The following is a 17,384-nucleotide window of genomic DNA, read 5'->3' on the forward strand; positions in this document are numbered from 1 at the left end:
GACAAGCCTAGAGGTCAGTCCCGCTGGCCCGGGAGCAGACCCCTGGATTCGCGATCCCTGATGTCCTTGCGCAGGTAGAAGATGTACGCCCACACCACGGCGAAGAGCACACCCACCGCACCGAACGCGAGGTCGACGAAGAAGCCCAGCACCGCCAGCACCTGCAACGTGATGTTGAACGGGATCGCCCACGACTTCTTCTGTATCCCGGCTCCGAGGAACATGAGAACGGCGAGGCCCACGACATAGGTCGTCGACCACGCGCTCAGTCCCCCGCCGACGGTCGCGATGACCGGCAGCACCAGCAGCACCACGATCGCCTCGAGCACGAGCGTTCCCGCCATCACGCCGCGGAAGCCCTTCCAGGGGTCCGTCGTCGGCGGCCGGAACTTCTGTTCCTCCGGCTTGTCGTTGCTCACGCGGGATCCTTTCCGAACAGACTGCGGGCCGCACCTGCGGTCACCACCGAACCGGTGACCACGACCCCGGCGCCCGACACCGCTTCGCCGGGCTCGCCGACCTCCTCCGCGATCGCGATCGCGGTCTCGATCGCATCCGGGAGCGTCGCCGCGGTGACGACCCGTTCGTCGCCGAATCGGGCGACGGCGATGTTCGCCAGATCGTCGACGTCCATCGCCCGCGGCGACCCGTTGTGGGTGACGACGATCTCGTCGAAGACCGGTTCGAGCGCCTCGATCAGACCCGCGACGTCCTTGTCGGCCATCACGCTCACGACACCCACGAGCTTGCGGAAGTCGAATTCCTGGGCGAGCGCGGCCGCGAGGGCCTTCGCACCGTGCGGGTTGTGCGCGGCGTCGAGGAAGACGGTGGGCGCATTGCGCACCCGTTCGAGCCGGCCCGGCGTGGTCACCGACGCGAACGCGTCGCGCACCGCCTCGACATCGAGCTGCTTGTCGGGGCCCGCCCCGAAGAACGCCTCGACCGCGGCCAGCGCGACCGACGCGTTGTGCGCCTGGTGCTCGCCGTGGAGCGGCAGGAAGATGTCGGTGTAGAGACCGCCGAGACCCTGCAGGTCGATCTGCTGTCCACCGACGGCGACCGCGCGCCGCACCACCGCGAACTCGGAACCCTGGCGGGCCACGGCCGCGTCGGCCTCGACGGCCTGCCGCAGCAGCACGTCCATCGCCTCGGGTTCCTGCTGCGCGATGATCGCCACGGTGTCGCGGGGCACGAGACCGTCGTCGGGTGCCTTCTTGATGATCCCGGCCTTCTCCCCCGCGATCTCCGTGAGGGTGTCGCCCAGATAACCCGTGTGGTCGATCCCGACGGGCGTGATCACCGCGACCTGCCCGGTGACGACGTTGGTGGCGTCCCACCGTCCGCCGAGACCGACCTCGACAACCGCCACGTCGACGGGCGCGTCGGCGAACGCCGCGAACGCCATGGCCGTGGTGACCTCGAACTTGCTCATCTTCGGGCCACCGGCCGCCTCGGACTGCTCGTCGATCATCCGGACGTACGGTTCGATGTCGCGGTAGGTGTCGACGTAGGTCCGCGGCGAGACCGGCGCGCCGTCGATGCTGATCCGCTCGGTGGCGAGCTGCAGATGCGGGCTCGTCGTCCGGCCGACGCGGTGGTGCATGCGGGTGAGCAGCGCGTCGATCATCCGGGTCGTCGACGTCTTGCCGTTCGTGCCGGCGACGTGGATCGACGGGTAGCTGTTCTGCGGCGACCCGAGGATGTCCATGAGCGCGGCGATCCGCGCCAGGGACGGCTCGATCTTCGTCTCCGGCCAGCGCTTGTCGAGCTCGGCTTCGACGAGCGTCAGTTCGGCCAGGTCCACCGGGGACGGCGCCCCCGGGGTGTCGGTGCTCACGCCGCGCCCAGCTCCTTCAGTCGTGCGGTGATCCGTGCGATTTCCTCTTCGGCGATCTGCTTGCGACCGCGGATCTTCTCGACCACCTGGTCGGGTGCCTTCGCGAGGAAGGCCTCGTTCGACAGCTTCGCGGAGGTGCCCGTCAGCTCCTTCTCCGCGGCGGCGAGATCCTTGCGAAGGCGGGCGATCTCGGCGCCGACGTCGATGCTGCCGGAGGTGTCGAGCTCGACGGTGACCGTCGCGCGGCTCAGCCGGACCTCGATCGACGCGGTGGCCGAGAACGACTCCTCCGGCGCGGTCAGGCGCGCGAGCGACTGCGCGGCCGGCACCTGCGCGACGAGATCGGCGTCCTCGACACCGACGAGCCGGGCCGCAACCTTCTGCGACGGCTTGAGGCCCTGATCGCTGCGGAACCTGCGGACCTCGGTGACGAGCTTCTGCAGGTCGGCGACACGCTGCGCCGCGGTCTCGTCGGTGGCGACGCCGGACGCCTCGGGCCAGGACGCGATCACGACGGACTCGCCGCCGGTGAGCACCTTCCACAGCGTCTCGGTGACGAACGGGATGACCGGGTGCAGCAGGCGCAGCAACTGGTCGAGGACGGTGCCGAGCACGACCTTGGTGCCGTCGGCGTAGGCGCTGCCCTCGGCGAGCTGGACCTTGGCGAGCTCGAGATACCAGTCGCAGACCTCGTCCCACGCGAAGTGGTAGAGCGCCTCGCACGCCTTCGAGAACTCGTAGTGGTCGAAGGCCGCGTCGACCTCGGTGCGCACCTGCTCGAGGCGGTCGAGGATCCACCGATCGGCATCGGTGAGCTGGTCGCGGGCCGGGAGCTCGCCGATCACCGCGCCGTTCATCAGCGCGAACTTGGTCGCGTTGAACAGCTTGTTCGCGAAGTTGCGCGACGACTGGGCGTGGTCCTCACCGACGGCGAGGTCGCCACCCGGGTTCGCGCCGCGCGCCAGCGTGAAGCGCAGGGCGTCGGCGCCGAAACGCTCGACCCAGTCGAGCGGGTCGATGCCGTTGCCGCGCGACTTCGACATCTTCTTGCCGAACTGGTCACGGACGAGGCCGTGCAGGAACAGATCCCGGAACGGCACCTGAGCCTGGTGCACCGCGTCGTCGCCCGACACGTAGGTGCCGAACATCATCATGCGGGCGACCCAGAAGAACAGGATGTCGTAGCCGGTGACGAGAACGCTGGTGGGATAGAACTTGTCGAGCTCGGGGGTCTTCTCCGGCCAGCCCATCGTGGAGAACGGCCACAGCCCGGACGAGAACCACGTGTCGAGCACGTCCGGGTCCTGCTCCCAGCCCTCGGGTGCGGTCTCGTCGGGGCCGAAGCACTCGACCTCGCCGTTCGGGCCGTACCAGATCGGGATGCGGTGACCCCACCACAGCTGACGCGAGATGCACCAGTCGTGCATGTTGTCGACCCAGTCGAACCAGCGCGGTTCCTGGCTCGCGGGGTGGATGACGGTGTGGCCGTTGCGCACTGCGTCGCCGGCGGCCTTGGCGAGCTTGTCGACCTTGACCCACCACTGCATCGACAGGCGCGGCTCGATGGTCTCGCCGGACCGCTCGGAGTGGCCGACGCTGTGCAGGTAGGGGCGCTTCTCGGCGACGACACGGCCCTGCGCGGCGAGTTCCTCGCGGATCGCGACGCGCGCCTCGAAACGGTCCATGCCGTCGAAGCGGGTGCCGGAATCGGCGATGCGGCCGGCCTTGTCCATGATCGTGGGCATCGGCAGGTCGTGCCGCAGACCCATCTCGAAGTCGTTGGGGTCGTGCGCAGGCGTGATCTTCACTGCGCCCGTACCGAATTCGGGGTCGACGTATTCGTCGGCGATGATCGGGATCTGCCGCCCGGTGATCGGATGCTCGAGCGTGGTGCCGATGATGTCCTTGTAGCGCTCGTCCTCGGGGTGGACCGCGACGGCGGTGTCACCGAGCATCGTCTCCACGCGGGTGGTGGCGACGACGACGTGCGGCTCGTCGTCGTTCAGGGAGCCGTAGCGCAGGGAGACGAGCTCACCCTCGACCTCCTCGAACTTCACCTCGATGTCGGAGATCGCGGTCTGCAGCACGGGCGACCAGTTGACCAGACGCTCGGCGCGGTAGATCAGGCCCTCGTCGTAGAGACGCTTGAACATCGTCTGCACGGCGCGGGACAGGCCCTCGTCCATGGTGAAGCGGTCGCGCGACCAGTCCACGCCGTCGCCGATGCGACGCATCTGGCCCTGGATCATGCCGCCGGACTCGGCCTTCCACTGCCAGACCTTGTCGATGAAGGCCTCGCGACCGAGGTCCTCCTTCTTCTTACCGTCGGCAGCGAGCTGCTTCTCGACGACGGTCTGGGTGGCGATGCCGGCGTGGTCCATGCCGGGCAGCCACAGCACCTCGTAGCCCTGCATGCGCTTACGGCGGGAGAGCACGTCCATGAGGGTGTGGTCGAGGGCGTGACCCATGTGCAGGCTGCCGGTGACGTTCGGCGGCGGCAGGACGATCGAGTACCCGGGCTTGTCGCTCGTGGGGTCGGCCTCGAAGTAGCCGGCGTCGACCCACTGCTGGTAGAGCTCCGCTTCGACGGCGCTGGGGTCCCAGCTCTTGGGAAGGGCGTCGGCGGGGTTCTGCGAGTTCTCTGGCGCACTGGTCACCCGTCAATCGTAAGCGTCGCGGCGAACCTCCTGGACAGGGGCCACGACAGAGCCGGACAGGGGCCAGGACAGAGTGTGGCCCGACCCCCGACGGGGTATCGCAGTGCCGAGCGGCCGAATGCGCGGACGCCGAACGACAGGACGGAGGACACCGTCATGATGCGGGCATTGATCTTCGCTGCAGGTGCAGCCGCGGGATTCGTCGCGGGGACCCGGGCGGGACGCGAGACGTACGACAAGTTGCTGGGACGTTCGAACGAGCTGTGGCACAACCCGGCGGTCCAGGAAAAGGTCATTCCTGCGGTACAGGACAAGGTGACGGAGGCGGCCGGCGTCGTGAAGGAGAAGGCGCCGCACCTCCAGGAGACGGTCGGTGGTCTCGCAGAGAAGGTCACCCATCGCGGCGGATCGGGTCAGCACTCGTCGACCGGCTCCGGTTCCGGTTCAGCGACGAGCGAGTCGACACCGGCCACCGATGAGCCCACCCGTCCGCCGGCCTCGCCGGGCGACCAGCCACGGCCACCCGAATAGCGGGGCGGCGAACCCCGAGCAGACGTGCTCGGTCAGCCCAGCTCGTCCGGCAGGTCGAGCGGGCGGCCGAGCACGTGCTCGGACAGGAACGCCTCGACGGTCCGGTACCAGATCTTCGAGTGCTGCGGCTTCAGCACCCAGTGGTTCTCGGACGGGAAGTACAGGAAGCGGTGGACGGTGGTGCCGTCGTCCTCGGCGGGCCGTCCCGATTCGTTGAGCAGCTCGTACCACAGGCGCAGGGCCTCGCCGATCGGGACGCGATAGTCCTTGTCGCCGTGGATCACGAGCATGGGCGTGACGATGTCGGCGACGAACAGGTGCGGTGAGTTCTCGACCGCCATCTCCGGGGTCATCTCCCGCTGCCAGTACCAGGCCACGTCGGTGGTCGGGGTGAACTGGTCCAGCGCCCACAGACCCGCGTGGGTGACGACCGCGCGGAATCGGTCGGTGTGCCCGGCGATCCAATTGGCGAGATATCCACCGAACGATCCGCCCATCACCGCGGTCCGCTCCTCGTCGATGTCCTCACGCGCGACCGCGGCATCCGTGACGGCCATCAGATCGGTGTACGGTTCGCTCCCCCACCGCCCCCAGCCACGCCGCACGAAGTCGTCGCCGTAGCCGGTGGACAGTGCGGGATCGGGCAGCAGCACCGCATAGCCGCGGGCGACGAGGAGCCACGGGTTCCAGCGCCACGACCAGGTGTTCCAGCTGCTCAACGGGCCACCGTGCACCCACAGCAGCATCGGCGCGGGGTCGTCGGCGGACGCGGTGTGCGGAATCGCGAACCACGCCCGCACCGGCGTGCCGTCGGGGGCCTGGGTGGTCAGTACCTCGAGACGTCCCGGGAGTTCCGGAAGCGCAGCGGGAGCACGTAACGGCGTGACGGTGCCGGCGTCCGGTCCGGTGAGGTCGATGCGCACGGGGTGCGGCGGCCCTTCGTAGGAGGCTCGCAGCGCGTATGCCCTGTTGCCGTCGGGCGCGATACGGACGTCCGTGTAGGCGGCGTCGTCCGGGGTGAGGCGGTCGGGCTGTGCGGACCCGAGCCTCTGCACGAACACCGGCGCGCGACCGTGATCGTCGGCGGTGAGCACGAGACCCGAACCGTCGGGCAACCACGTGACGGAAGTGGGACGCCTGTCCCACTCCGGGGCCTCGACGGTCGTGGTCCCGGTCGCGATGTCGAGGACGCGGACGGTGATCTGCGGCGGGTTCTCCGCGTCGCCGATCGACTCGTGCAGGTAGGCGAGCCTCGTCCCGTCGCGCGAGATCACCGGGTGCGTCGCGTCGCCGGTCTCGTCGTCGACGAGCGGGGTGCGCAGGCCGGTACCGAGATCGACCCCCACGAGTGTGACGCGCCGCGAGGCGAGCGGACCGGGGACCACCCATGTCGCGGCGGCGAACGAACCGTCGGCAGCGATGTCGACAGAGGCATCCCGCAGCGCCCCCCTGATCCCGGGTGTGAGGTCGGTGAACCCGTCGCCGCTCTTGTCCGGGACGAGCAGGTGCGGCTGGTCGGGTCCGAGATCGTGGTCCCAGTAGCGCACCGGATAGCCTGTGTGCAGCACCGCGGTGACGGCCCCGTCCTTACGGGCGTCCCGGATCCGTCCGTCGTCGGACTCGCTGTGGCCGAGGACGGACGCGACGAGGACGATCCGGTCGGCCTCGGATGCCGCGTGCACCGATGCGAATCCCCCCTTGCGGGACCCGACCTGCTCGGCCTCGCCACCCGACGCGGGCAGTCGCCACAACGACACCGGCGGGTCGTCCTTGCCGCGGGCGGCGGTGAACAGCAGGTCGCCGGTCGCGGTGAAGGTCGGGTTCGATTCACCCGTGGTGCCGTGGGTGAGGCGTCGCGCCGGGGCGTTGCCTTCGGGATCCACCTCCCACAGAGCCGCTGTATACGAGGTGGCCTTGTCGTCGAGCGTCGACTGCGTGATCACCAGACGATTCCCGTCGGGGGACATCGTGAGGGAGGTGACGCGGGGAAGCGCCAGGTAGTCGTCGAGCTCGTGGAAGGCCGTCATGCCTGGACGATATCGGGAGCGACGGTGGGCGGTCCGCAGGTGGCACCTGGTTCGTCTGTAACCTGGTCGTTCGGCGGGTACATCCCGTGGAAACGCCGTCTCCCAGTCCGAACGGAGCACTCACATGGTCGACCTCGCATACGTCATCGCCGGCTCGGAAGCGACCGGTGGCGCCGGTCTGCAGGTCGACCTCAAGACGTTCCAGCAGCTCGGTGTCTACGGCGTGGGCACCACGACGTGCATCGTCTCGTTCGACCCCAAGAACGACTGGGGCCACCGCTTCTTCCCGGTCCCGGCCGACGTGATCGCCGACCAGATCGAAGCTGCCACCGCCGCCCACAACCTCGACGTGGTGAAGATCGGCATGCTGGGCACGCCCGCGACGATCGACGTCGTCGCCGAAGGTCTCGAGAAGCAGAACTGGCGGCACGTCGTGCTCGACCCGGTCCTGATCTGCAAGGGCCAGGAGGCCGGCGCCGCACTCGACACCGACAACGCACTGCGCGCCCAGGTGCTCCCCCACGCCACGGTCGTCACCCCGAACCTGTTCGAGGCGCGCACCCTGTCCGGCATGGACGAGATCACCTCCGTCGACCAGCTCATCGAGGCCGCGCGTCGCATCCACGACCTCGGCCCGAAGTACGTGGTCGCGAAGGGCGGCGTCGAACTCGACGGCGAGGACGCCGTGGACGTGCTGTTCGACGGCTCCGAGGTCACGCTGCTGACGGCCCCGAAGGTCGGCAACGAGCGCGTCTCCGGCGCCGGCTGCACTCTCGCCGCCGCGATCACCGCCGAACTCGCGAAGGGCGCATCGGTCGCCGACGCCGCAGCCCGCGCGAAGGACTTCGTCACGACCGGGATCAAGGGACGCGTGTCCGCCAACACTCCGTTCGACACCGTCTGGCAGGGCGCCTGATCCGAAGGCGGGGAGCATCCGCGATCCGATTCGTCGTCCGCCGCGGCAATTGCGGTAGCGGATGACGAATTCGATCGCGGATCGATACCCGTCAGCGCGGTTGGCGCCACATCCCCCACAGCGTCGGCCCGCCGCCGGGGATGACGATGGCGCGGGTGACCTCGAAACCGAACCGCTCGTAGTAGGGAACGTTCGATTCCTTGCTCGACTCGAGGTAGGCGGGAGCGTGTTCGGCGTCGGCGCGGTCGAGGCCGGCCTTCATGAGGGCTGTGCCGAGGCCTGTCCCCCGCGCAGCGGGTGAGGTGCCGATCGTCGACAGGTACCAGTGCGGTTCGTCCGGATGCGCCGCGTCGAGGGTGACGTTGACCTGCCCTCCCCGCTTCATGTACCGGCCGAGCGCGGCGTAGAGGCCGGGCAGGAGGCGGAGCGAGGTCCACACATCGGTGCGCCATCGTCCGGGCGGTGCCCACATCGCCGCACCTCCGACCGTCCCGCCGGACTCGGCGATGTCGGTGGCTCCCAACGGCACCATGTGGTGCCGGGCGTCGGCGGCGAAGAAACGGGTCATGCGGCGGATACGGTGCTCCTCGTCCGGGAACATCCACACGAAGACCGGATCGTCGAAGAATGCCTCGGCGATCACCCGAGCGAAGACCGGAATGTCGCGGCGCGTGGCGGTTCTCGGTTCGACGGCCATGTCCGCAGCCTACGACGAAGACCTGTCGGACGACCTGCCTTCCGTGGCCAGTTCCTTCGCGAGCGGTGTGGGGAAACGCGGCATCACCCGCACCCCGCCCAGCCAGTCGTCGAGGCGGGCGGCTTCCTCGCGCAGCACCGCGGTGCCTTCGGCGCCGATGTCCTCGAGCAGGTGCAGGCTCACCCCACCCGTGTCGGTCTGCCACCACGTGCCGACGATCCGTCCGTCCCACCAGGCGGTGGGACCGGCGTTGCCGTTGGAGTCGAACAGCGCCTCCTTGTACGGCCCGAGATACCACTCGCGTTCGGTCCACCCCATGACCGTGGGGTCCAGACCGGGCAGCAGCGCACCCCACGGTTCGACCTCGCCCTGCGGTTCGAGGTCGTCGGGCAGCAGGTAACCGGTGCGGCCGTCGAGATCGACCTCCACCACGTCGAGTTCGGCGAGGGCGGCGCGGACGGCGGTGAGGGTGGAGCCGAGCCACCACTTCAGATCCGCCTCGGTGCCGGGACCGAATGCGAGCAGCCACATCCGCACGAGTTCACGCACACCCGTCGCCTCGTCGACGGGGTCGATGGCCGTGCCCAGCCACGACTCGGTGGTCGTCCAGGTGGGGCGCGAGACCCGCCACGACCCCTTGTTCGACGCCCGCACCACTTTCCCCTCGGCGGAGAGCACCGTGAGGACACGAGGCGCGAAGGTGACCAGCCCACCCCAGGATTTGCCGGCACCGAACCCCAGCGCGCCGTCGAGGAGCGGGATCTCGGCCTTGAGCTCGCTCGATGTCACCTCCCGCCCGTCGGCCAGGGCGGCGAGGATGTGGCGGCTCACCTCGTCGAGCCAGCTCTCGCCGTCGTCGTGCAATCCGGCCTTCACGACGTCCTTGACGACCGTGCGCCGTTGTGCGGCGGCGACCCGGGCGCTCGCCCCGGCCTGCACCACCGGGAGGGTGTCGCGCGGGACAACGAAAACGGTGCGTCGCATGGCCATGTGCTTGACCATGGTGCGGTCGTCGTAGAGCACCCTGTCGAGGTCGGCCACGGTGAAGTCGTCGACGCGGGCCCACGCCGACAGGTAGACGGTCGCCGGGTCGGTGCCGTGTAGGCACACCACACTTCTCGCGGCATCGACCGCGTCGGCCGCACGATGCTTCGGGTGCAGGCGGTGCCTGGCGGCAAGTCGTGCTCGGCGTTCGGTTGCGTCGATCCTCCGCTCGGCCATGGCCGACATCGTAGAGGTGGTGTCCGACACAGGAGAGCTACCGCCGAGCCGAATCGAGAACTGCGGGGAGGTTGTGTGCGTGTCCATCAAAAATTCCGCACACAACCTCCCCTTCGTTCTGCGTTCAGGATTGGACGCCCCCGTAGGTACGCAGCCAACGCAGACCCGGTCCGCGGGTACGCGTTATTCCCTTGTACTCGGCCATGTCGTCGGGAAGTTCGTCGAGGACCGAGTGGAGACGCTCGGACCATTCGGGCACCCGGGCGATGTCCTCGAACGACAACAGGTGCGTGCGGATGAGGAACATGATTGCGCCGGAGACGCCGAGACGCACGAGGTGCTGGACCTCGACGCGGAGGTGCAGGCGTCGTCCGACGTCCTCGAGCGGCCCCTCGGCGAGCAGTCGGCGATCGCGGCCCCATTCGGGATAGGTCTCGGTGGACTGGTCGAGTCGCCGGTCGACGCTGAGCGACCAGTTCGTGCGTCGGTAGCACTGTCCCGCCTGCAGTCCCATGAGAAATTGCTCGGCGCGCGGGATCACTCCTTCGGTGTGGACGCGCGGGACGGGCCCGTGGATCTGGCGGAAACTCATGCCGACGTCGAAACGCAGCGACCAGTCGGCCGCGAAGGTGACCAGGCCGGCGTCACCCCACAGCGCACCTTCGCGCTGGTCGAGCAGGACGACATCCTCCTGGATATGCCTGCCGATGAAACGCAGCGGCGGTTCGGACAGCGTCGACCGATCACCGAAGACGAAGGACTGTTCGACGCCGAGCGCGCGGTTGACGAACAGTCGCGCCTCACCGTCGCGCTCGAACGCGAAGGTCTCCGGGTACGCGTCGGCGAGCATCCGCATCAGTGTGACCATCGCGTCCCACTGCGCGATCTCCATGTGCGGCAGGGACTGGAACCGGGTGGGGTCGGCACCGAGGATGCGCTCTCGTTCGGCGAGGTCGTCGAGATAGTGCTCGTCCATGTCGACGGGATGCCGGCCCCATCCGCCGACGGCGGTGTCCACGGGACTTCCGGCGGGTTCGACGTTGGTGCTGTAGCGGTAGGTGTCGCGGACGAACGGGAACGGGAAGCGCGCGATCCGATCAGGCAGGCCGAGGTCGTCGTCGCGGACGACGAGATCGATTGTCGTACTCACAGATCCAGCTCCAATCGGGGTCCGTTCGATCGGGAGACGCACGGCATCATGCAGTCTCCCGCGTCCTTCTCCTCAGCATTCAGGTACAGATCGCGGTGGTCGATCCCTCCGCTCGTCACAGGCAGTCGACATTCACCGCACACGCCCTGTCGGCACAGGCTGGGTACTGCGACGCCACGACTTTCGAGTGCGTCGAGCAGGCTGACGCCCGAGTCGACGGCGACGTCGATGCCGCGGCGGGTCAGGTGGGCGATGAACGGCTCTCCCGGGTCGAGGTCGCCGAGCCCGAAGTGCTCGTAGTGCACACGCGCGTCGGGCCACCCCGCGCGACCGGCACGTTCGCAGAGGTCGTCGACGAGACCGGTCGGACCGCACAGGTAGAGGTGGGTACCGATGGGCTGTTCCAGCAGCGTCTGCCCGATCCGCTCTCGGAAGACCTCTCGCGCCGTGTAGGTGTGCAGGCGAGGTTCGCACAGATCATGCAGTTCGCCGAGGTGGGCACCGTCGCCGGCGCGGAAGGCGTAGTGCACCTCGAACGATCGGCCCCACTGCACGGCCGCGCGGACATGGGACAGGATCGGCGTGATCCCGATCCCACCCGCGACCAGCAGATGGTGCCGGGCCGTGAGGATCGGAGCGAATGCGCTGCGCGGTGTGCCGACCGGGACTCGGTCCCCGACCTGGAGGTCGTGGACCCACTGCGAACCGCCGCGACCGGATTCCTCCAAGCGCACCGAGATCGCGTAGTGGTCGGGTTCGAAAGCGGGACCGGTCAGGGAATACGAGTTGCGACGCGGTCGCCCGCCGGGTCCGGTGCCGCAGGTGAGGACGACGTGACTACCGGGAGTGAAGGAGGGAAGCGTGCGGCCGGCGGGGTCCGCGAGACGGACGTGTCGCACGGTGGGCGTCAGCGCGATCGTCTCCGTGACGGTCAACTGCAGTTCCGTTCCGCCGGCCGATGTGCCCACCGGGACATCGGATGTCAGCGTCATCGGCATTCCTCCGCATCGACGGCGAAGCCGAGATAGGCGGCGTGCAGTCGGGAGACGTGGTGGTGGACGAGGAGTTCCGTGGCGCAGGTCGGGCAGGCACTGGACTGTCCGATCGCGACGTCGGCGATGTGCGTCGAATGGCAGTGCGCGCAGTAGACGGTGCGTGCCGCCGAATCCCCAACAAGGGGAAGGATCTCGTCGTCGAGGAGTCCGGCGGCCACGGCCGCCGATCGCGCCGCCAGCACTGCTGCTTCGGGTCCGACCAGGACGAGGCGCCACCCCACGCGAGCTGCGCTCGCCTGCCGCTCCAGGATCTGTGCGGCCGTGTCACCCCACTCCTCCGGCAGGCGGATCCAGTCGACACGACGACCCCCGAAGGACGACACGAGACTGCGCGCCTGGTCCAGGGCGGCGTCACCGAACGACAGGACGGTCACGTAGCGACCCCCGCCGGCGATGCGTCGTTCCTCGCCCCATCTCGGGACGCTGGTGGTGTCCATGCATACGTTCACGGAGTTCCCCCAAGCACAGACAGCCGGGCATCGGTCCCGAAAACAGTTGCGGTGGAGTTTATGTCGGACATGAGAGCTCCTCGGAACGGACTATGCACATGCGCGCAGTGCAACGAGACAATCGATCGCTGACGTGAAACAAACGGTAATGCGAAGAAACGCCAACCGGAGTTGCCGCGCGGTTAACGCATGTAACCGATTCCTCTCCCGCACCGCGGCAGCCGGCCCGCGCTCCACCCGGCAACCGTGACGGCAATCTCATCGGCACGTAACATGCACGTCATCAACAGGCTGTTTCCTTTCATTTGACACCGATTCACACAGTGAAACTCGTCGAACCCGACCAGTCGAATCCGAGGAGCCCCCATGACGCTGGAAGCCACCGACACGTCCGTGCTGCGCCTCCCGTCCGCGAACGGCCCATCCCCCGAGACCTCCGGATCCCCCACCCTGACCGAACTCGCCCACGCGGCCGGCACCCGCTACATCCTCGCCGTCTTCACCACCCTGTCCGGAAAACCCTGCGCCAAGCTCGTTCCCGTCGAATCCGTCGGAGAGCTCGAGACCGAGGGAGTCGGGTTCGCCGGCTACGCCGCCGGGTCGATGGGCCAGGTCCCGAAGGATCCCGACCTCGTCGCCATCCCCGACGCCGCGTCGTTCACGCCCATCCCGTTCGTGCGCGAGGGTCTCGCTCTCGTCCACTGCGACCCGCACGTCGAAGGCAAGCCCTGGCCGTACGCACCGCGTGTGATCCTCAAGTCCGTGCTGGCACAGGCCGCCGAACTCGGCCTCGAGGTCAACGTGGGCGCCGAGATCGAGTACTTCCTCGTCAACAAGGACGAGAACGGAACGCTGCGCACGGCCGACGCCCTCGACACCTCCCGTCAGCCCTGTTACGACGCCCGCGACGTCACGCGCATGTACGAACACCTGACGTCGATCTCGTCGGCGATGAACACCCTCGGATGGGGCAACTACGCCAACGACCACGAGGACGGCAACGGTCAGTTCGAGCAGAACTTCCAGTACGCCGACGCCCTGACCACCGCCGACCGGGTCGTGACCCTGCGCTACCTCATCTCCGTGCTCGCCGAGCAGCGCGGCATGACCGCGACCTTCATGCCCAAGCCGTTCGCCGACCGCACGGGCTCGGGCATGCACATGCACCTGTCGCTGTGGAGCGACGGTGCCTCGGCGTTCCCCGACGCATCGGACCCGCGCGGCCTGGGCCTGTCGAAGACCGCTTACTCGTTCATCGCCGGCATCCTCGAGCACGCCTGTGCTCTGCAGGGCGTCATCGCGCCGACGGTCAACTCCTACAAGCGCACCGGCGCGACCAGCACGTCCTCCGGCGCCACCTGGTCGCCGCGCTACGCGACCTACGGCGGCAACGACCGCACCCACTACCTGCGGGTCCCCGATTCCAACCGCGTCGAACTGCGCGGCGGCGACGGTTCCGCGAACCCTTATCTCGCCACCGCCGCGACCGTCGGTGCAGGCCTCGACGGCATCGAGCGCAATCTCGACCCCGGCGCTCCCGGTACGGGCGGTTCCACGGAGACCCTGCCGATGACGCTGTTGCACGCGATGGATGCCCTCCAGGCCGATCCTGTCGTCTCCGGCGCCCTCGACGCAGCGGGTGCGGGTGTCGCCGAGTACTTCGCCTCCCTCAAGCGCGAGGAGTTCTTCCACTGGCACAACACCGTGACGCCGTGGGAGATCGACAGCTACCTGACCGCCTTCTGAGAAATCTTCGCCTACTTCCCCACCCCATCGAACAGGAGAGACGACCATGTGCGGAATCGTCGGACTTCATCTGCGGGACACCTCGCTCGAACCCCGGCTGGGCAGCCTGCTCACCGGAATGCTCGGGCAGATGGTGGACCGCGGACCGGATTCGGCGGGCGTCGCCGTCTACGGCAACCCGGTCTTCTCCCCCGCCGGGGAGTCGTCGGTCTCGGTACTCGACGCACCCTCGGACCTCGCCACGATCGTCGGCGACGCACTGGGCGTGACCATCGGGTCGCTCGACCTCGCACCCACCACCGTGCTGCACGCCCCCGTCCCCGCAACCCTGCTCGCCGACACCGTCCGCGCACTGGCCCCCACGGCGACCGTCATCGGTTTCGGTGACGATGTGACGGTCCTCAAGGGCACCGGTGATCCGCGCGTCCTCGCCGAGAACTTCGGCCTGCCGGCCGCATCCGGATGGCAGGGGGTGGGCCACACCCGCATGGCCACCGAATCCGCCGTCACCGCAGCCGGATCACATCCCTTCGCCGTCGGACCGGACCAGTGCCTCGTCCACAACGGCTCGTTCTCCAACCACCTGTCGATCAAGCGCGAACTCGAGGACGAAGGCGTGGTGTTCGACAGCGAGAACGACACCGAGGTCGGCGCACGTTTCGTCGCCAAACACCTGGCGGAGGGCGCCGATCTCGAGAAAGCACTGCGCCTGCTCGGCGAACGCTTCGACGGTTTCTACACCCTGCTGGTGTCCACCTCCGATTCCTTCGCCGTGGTCCGCGATCCGATCGCCTGCAAGCCGGCGATCGTCGCCGAGTGCGACGCCTACGTCGCGATGGCCTCGGAATTCCGCGCCCTGGCAGGACTTCCCGGCATCGCCGACGCCCGCATCTTCGAACCCGAACCGGACCGGGTCTACGTGTGGCGACGCTGACCGGCCACGCGAATCCCGAACCCGCCGTCCCGATCTCATCCCCGGAGGCAATCATGACCACCTACACCCTGCTCCCGACCGCCACCTACGACCTGACGACGACCACCACCCGCGAACTCAATGCGGCACTGCACGCGACGGAGGCACCGGCCTCGGTCGAGGTGGTGAACCCGCAGGGCGCCCACGCACTCGCCTGCGGCCTGAACCGGCCGATCGACGTCCGCATCGACGGCCACGTCGGCTACTACGCCGCCGGGATGAACCAGCACGCCCACGTGACCATCGACGGCAACGCCGGCGTCGGTGTCGCCGAGAATATGATGTCGGGCAGCGTGCGCGTCACCGGCGACGCCTCGCAGTCCGCAGGCGCCACCGCCCACGGCGGGCTGTTGGTGATCGAAGGCAACGCCGCCGCACGCTGCGGCATCTCGATGAAGGGCGTCGACATCGTCGTCGGCGGCGACATCGGGCACATGAGCGCCTTCATGGGGCAGGCCGGCCGACTCGTCGTCCTCGGCGATGCCGGTGAGGCCCTGGGCGATTCGCTGTACGAAGTGCGGATCTACGTGCGGGGCACCGTCGCCTCGCTCGGCGCGGACTGCGTCAAGAAGGAGATGCGCCCCGAGCACATCGCCGAACTGCAGGAACTGCTCGACGCGGCCGGTTTCGATGCCGAGCCGGCCGAGTTCACCCGCTACGGCTCGGCCCGGCAGCTCTACCACTTCCACGTCGACAACGCTTCGGCCTACTGAGAGCCCCCGACGTCCTTCCGCCCGCTCGACCCCGAGGAGACTTCCATGACCTTCCAGCCCGGACTGCGTGAGTCGGCCACCTTCGACCGCAACGTCATCCACGAGATCCAGCGCGCCGCCGCGACCGGCATCTACGACATCCGCGGCTGGGGCGCCAAGCGCAAGGTTCCCCACTTCGACGACCTGCTCTTCCTCGGCGCATCCATGTCGCGTTACCCGCTCGAGGGTTACCGCGAGAAGTGCGAGACCGACGTCGTCCTCGGCGATCGCAACGCGAAGTACCCGCTGCACCTCGACATCCCGGTCACGATCGCCGGAATGAGCTTCGGTGCGCTGTCCGGTCGCGCGAAGGAGGCCCTCGGGCGTGGCGCCAGCGAGGTAGGCACGTCCACCACCACCGGCGACGGCGGCATGACTCCTGAAGAACGCGGGCAGTCCAAGCACCTGGTCTACCAGTACCTTCCGTCGCGCTACGGCATGAACCCCGACGACCTGCGCAAGGCCGACGCCATCGAGGTCGTGCTCGGCCAGGGCGCCAAGCCCGGTGGCGGCGGCATGCTGCTCGGGCAGAAGATCACCGAGCGGGTCGCGGGGATGCGTACCCTGCCGGTGGGCATCGACCAGCGCAGCGCGTGCCGGCACCCCGACTGGACCGGGCCCGACGACCTCGCCATCAAGATCCTCGAACTGCGCGAGATCACCGGCTGGGAGAAGCCGATCTACGTCAAGGTCGGCGCGACCCGCACCTACTACGACGTCAAGCTCGCCGTGAAGTCCGGCGCGGACGTCGTGGTGGTCGACGGGATGCAGGGTGGCACCGCTGCCACCCAGGACGTCTTCATCGAGCACGTCGGCATCCCGACCCTCGCCGCGCTCCCCCAGGCCGTGCAGGCCCTGCAGGAGATGGGTGTGCACCGCACCCCCGGCGGCGTGCAGCTGATCGTCTCGGGCGGCATCCGCTCGGGCGCCGACGTCGCCAAGGCGATGGCCCTCGGCGCCGACGCTGTCGCCATCGGCACGGCCGCGCTGATCGCTCTCGGCGACAACGATCCGAAGTACCAGGCCGAGTACGAGAAGCTGGGCTCCGCGGCCGGTTTCTACGACGACTTCCAGGACGGTAAGGACCCCGCCGGCATCACCACGCAGGATCCCGACCTGCAGGCGCGTTTCGATCCGATCGAGGGTGGCCGTCGCCTCGCGAACTACCTGCGCGTGCTCACCATGGAAGCCCAGACCATCGCCCGCGCGTGCGGCAAGTCGCACCTGCGCAATCTCGAACCGCAGGACCTCGTCGCCGTCACGATGGAGGCCGCCGCGATGGCACGGGTCCCCCTGGCCGGCACCGACTGGATCCCCGGCCGCAGCACCTTCTGACCGTGGCAACAGGCCTGCCACCGTACTTCCCGAGAGGA

General features: G+C 68.5%; 15 protein-coding genes. 6 read left to right on the forward strand and 9 right to left on the reverse strand.

What is annotated here, in order from left to right; genetic code table 11:
- Nucleotides 1–14 precede the first annotated feature (14 nt).
- From B9C99_RS06830 to B9C99_RS06840, 3 genes are read right to left on the reverse strand one after another with little or no spacing between them, the layout of a single operon-like run.
- On the reverse strand, nucleotides 15–419 hold the full coding sequence (locus tag B9C99_RS06830) for a DUF4233 domain-containing protein (RefSeq protein WP_016691887.1): 405 nt from the start codon (nucleotides 417–419) through the stop codon (nucleotides 15–17).
- Complete coding sequence (locus B9C99_RS06835) at nucleotides 416–1,837, reverse strand: folylpolyglutamate synthase/dihydrofolate synthase family protein (RefSeq protein ID WP_026061075.1); 1,422 nt, start codon at nucleotides 1,835–1,837, stop codon at nucleotides 416–418. Before B9C99_RS06835 ends, B9C99_RS06830 begins: the two co-directional genes overlap by 4 nt.
- The gene (locus B9C99_RS06840; protein ID WP_088897350.1) at nucleotides 1,834–4,494 is read right to left on the reverse strand and encodes a valine--tRNA ligase; all 2,661 of its coding nucleotides are present in this window, start codon (nucleotides 4,492–4,494) and stop codon (nucleotides 1,834–1,836) included. Before B9C99_RS06840 ends, B9C99_RS06835 begins: the two co-directional genes overlap by 4 nt.
- A gap of 156 nt (nucleotides 4,495–4,650) precedes the next feature.
- Between B9C99_RS06840 and B9C99_RS06845 the strand changes: the two genes are divergently transcribed.
- Nucleotides 4,651–5,025, forward strand: coding sequence for a hypothetical protein (locus B9C99_RS06845; protein WP_088897351.1), 375 nt, complete (start codon nucleotides 4,651–4,653; stop codon nucleotides 5,023–5,025).
- A gap of 32 nt (nucleotides 5,026–5,057) precedes the next feature.
- On the opposite strand, the gene B9C99_RS06850 is transcribed toward B9C99_RS06845, so the two are convergent.
- Nucleotides 5,058–7,052 carry an alpha/beta fold hydrolase gene (locus B9C99_RS06850; RefSeq protein ID WP_088897352.1) on the reverse strand — a complete coding sequence of 665 codons (1,995 nt, stop codon included), beginning with the start codon at nucleotides 7,050–7,052 and terminating at the stop codon, nucleotides 5,058–5,060.
- Nucleotides 7,053–7,176: 124 nt separating this feature from the next.
- Here B9C99_RS06850 and thiD point away from each other — a divergent pair, with 124 nt between their 5' ends.
- Nucleotides 7,177–7,968: a bifunctional hydroxymethylpyrimidine kinase/phosphomethylpyrimidine kinase gene (gene thiD, locus B9C99_RS06855; protein ID WP_088897353.1), complete on the forward strand. Its 792-nt coding sequence runs from the start codon at nucleotides 7,177–7,179 to the stop codon at nucleotides 7,966–7,968.
- A gap of 91 nt (nucleotides 7,969–8,059) precedes the next feature.
- Here thiD and B9C99_RS06860 read toward each other — a convergent pair whose 3' ends face one another.
- The 5 genes from B9C99_RS06860 to B9C99_RS06880 form a co-directional block, all read right to left on the reverse strand.
- Nucleotides 8,060–8,665 (reverse strand): GNAT family N-acetyltransferase, encoded by a 606-nt coding sequence (locus B9C99_RS06860; RefSeq protein WP_016691881.1) that lies wholly within the window; start codon nucleotides 8,663–8,665, stop codon nucleotides 8,060–8,062.
- A gap of 9 nt (nucleotides 8,666–8,674) precedes the next feature.
- Nucleotides 8,675–9,886: a winged helix DNA-binding domain-containing protein gene (locus B9C99_RS06865; RefSeq protein WP_088897354.1), complete on the reverse strand. Its 1,212-nt coding sequence runs from the start codon at nucleotides 9,884–9,886 to the stop codon at nucleotides 8,675–8,677.
- A gap of 124 nt (nucleotides 9,887–10,010) precedes the next feature.
- Nucleotides 10,011–11,036, reverse strand: coding sequence for a DUF3445 domain-containing protein (locus B9C99_RS06870; RefSeq protein WP_088897355.1), 1,026 nt, complete (start codon nucleotides 11,034–11,036; stop codon nucleotides 10,011–10,013).
- Nucleotides 11,033–12,028, reverse strand: a complete 996-nt coding sequence (locus tag B9C99_RS06875; RefSeq protein WP_088897446.1) for a PDR/VanB family oxidoreductase — start codon at nucleotides 12,026–12,028, stop codon at nucleotides 11,033–11,035. Before B9C99_RS06875 ends, B9C99_RS06870 begins: the two co-directional genes overlap by 4 nt.
- A complete protein-coding gene (locus B9C99_RS06880) occupies nucleotides 12,025–12,528 on the reverse strand; it encodes a dimethylamine monooxygenase subunit DmmA family protein (RefSeq protein ID WP_088897356.1) in 504 nt (167 codons plus the stop codon). Before B9C99_RS06880 ends, B9C99_RS06875 begins: the two co-directional genes overlap by 4 nt.
- 378 nt (nucleotides 12,529–12,906) lie before the next feature.
- Between B9C99_RS06880 and glnT the strand changes: the two genes are divergently transcribed.
- The 4 genes from glnT to B9C99_RS06900 are packed head-to-tail and all read left to right on the forward strand — an operon-like array spanning nucleotide 12,907 to nucleotide 17,346.
- Entirely contained in the window at nucleotides 12,907–14,286 is a 1,380-nt protein-coding gene (glnT, locus tag B9C99_RS06885) for a type III glutamate--ammonia ligase (RefSeq protein WP_088897357.1), read from the forward strand.
- 46 nt (nucleotides 14,287–14,332) lie between these two features.
- Nucleotides 14,333–15,220 (forward strand): glutamine amidotransferase, encoded by an 888-nt coding sequence (locus tag B9C99_RS06890; RefSeq protein WP_088897358.1) that lies wholly within the window; start codon nucleotides 14,333–14,335, stop codon nucleotides 15,218–15,220.
- Nucleotides 15,221–15,273: 53 nt separating this feature from the next.
- Nucleotides 15,274–15,972, forward strand: a complete 699-nt coding sequence (locus B9C99_RS06895; protein ID WP_088897447.1) for a protein glxC — start codon at nucleotides 15,274–15,276, stop codon at nucleotides 15,970–15,972.
- Nucleotides 15,973–16,017: 45 nt separating this feature from the next.
- A complete protein-coding gene (locus tag B9C99_RS06900; RefSeq protein WP_088897359.1) occupies nucleotides 16,018–17,346 on the forward strand; it encodes an FMN-binding glutamate synthase family protein in 1,329 nt (442 codons plus the stop codon).
- The last annotated feature ends 38 nt before the right edge of the window (nucleotides 17,347–17,384 follow it).

Origin of the sequence: Rhodococcus sp. BUPNP1 (assembly GCF_002215235.1) — a bacterium.
Classification (GTDB): domain Bacteria; phylum Actinomycetota; class Actinomycetes; order Mycobacteriales; family Mycobacteriaceae; genus Rhodococcus.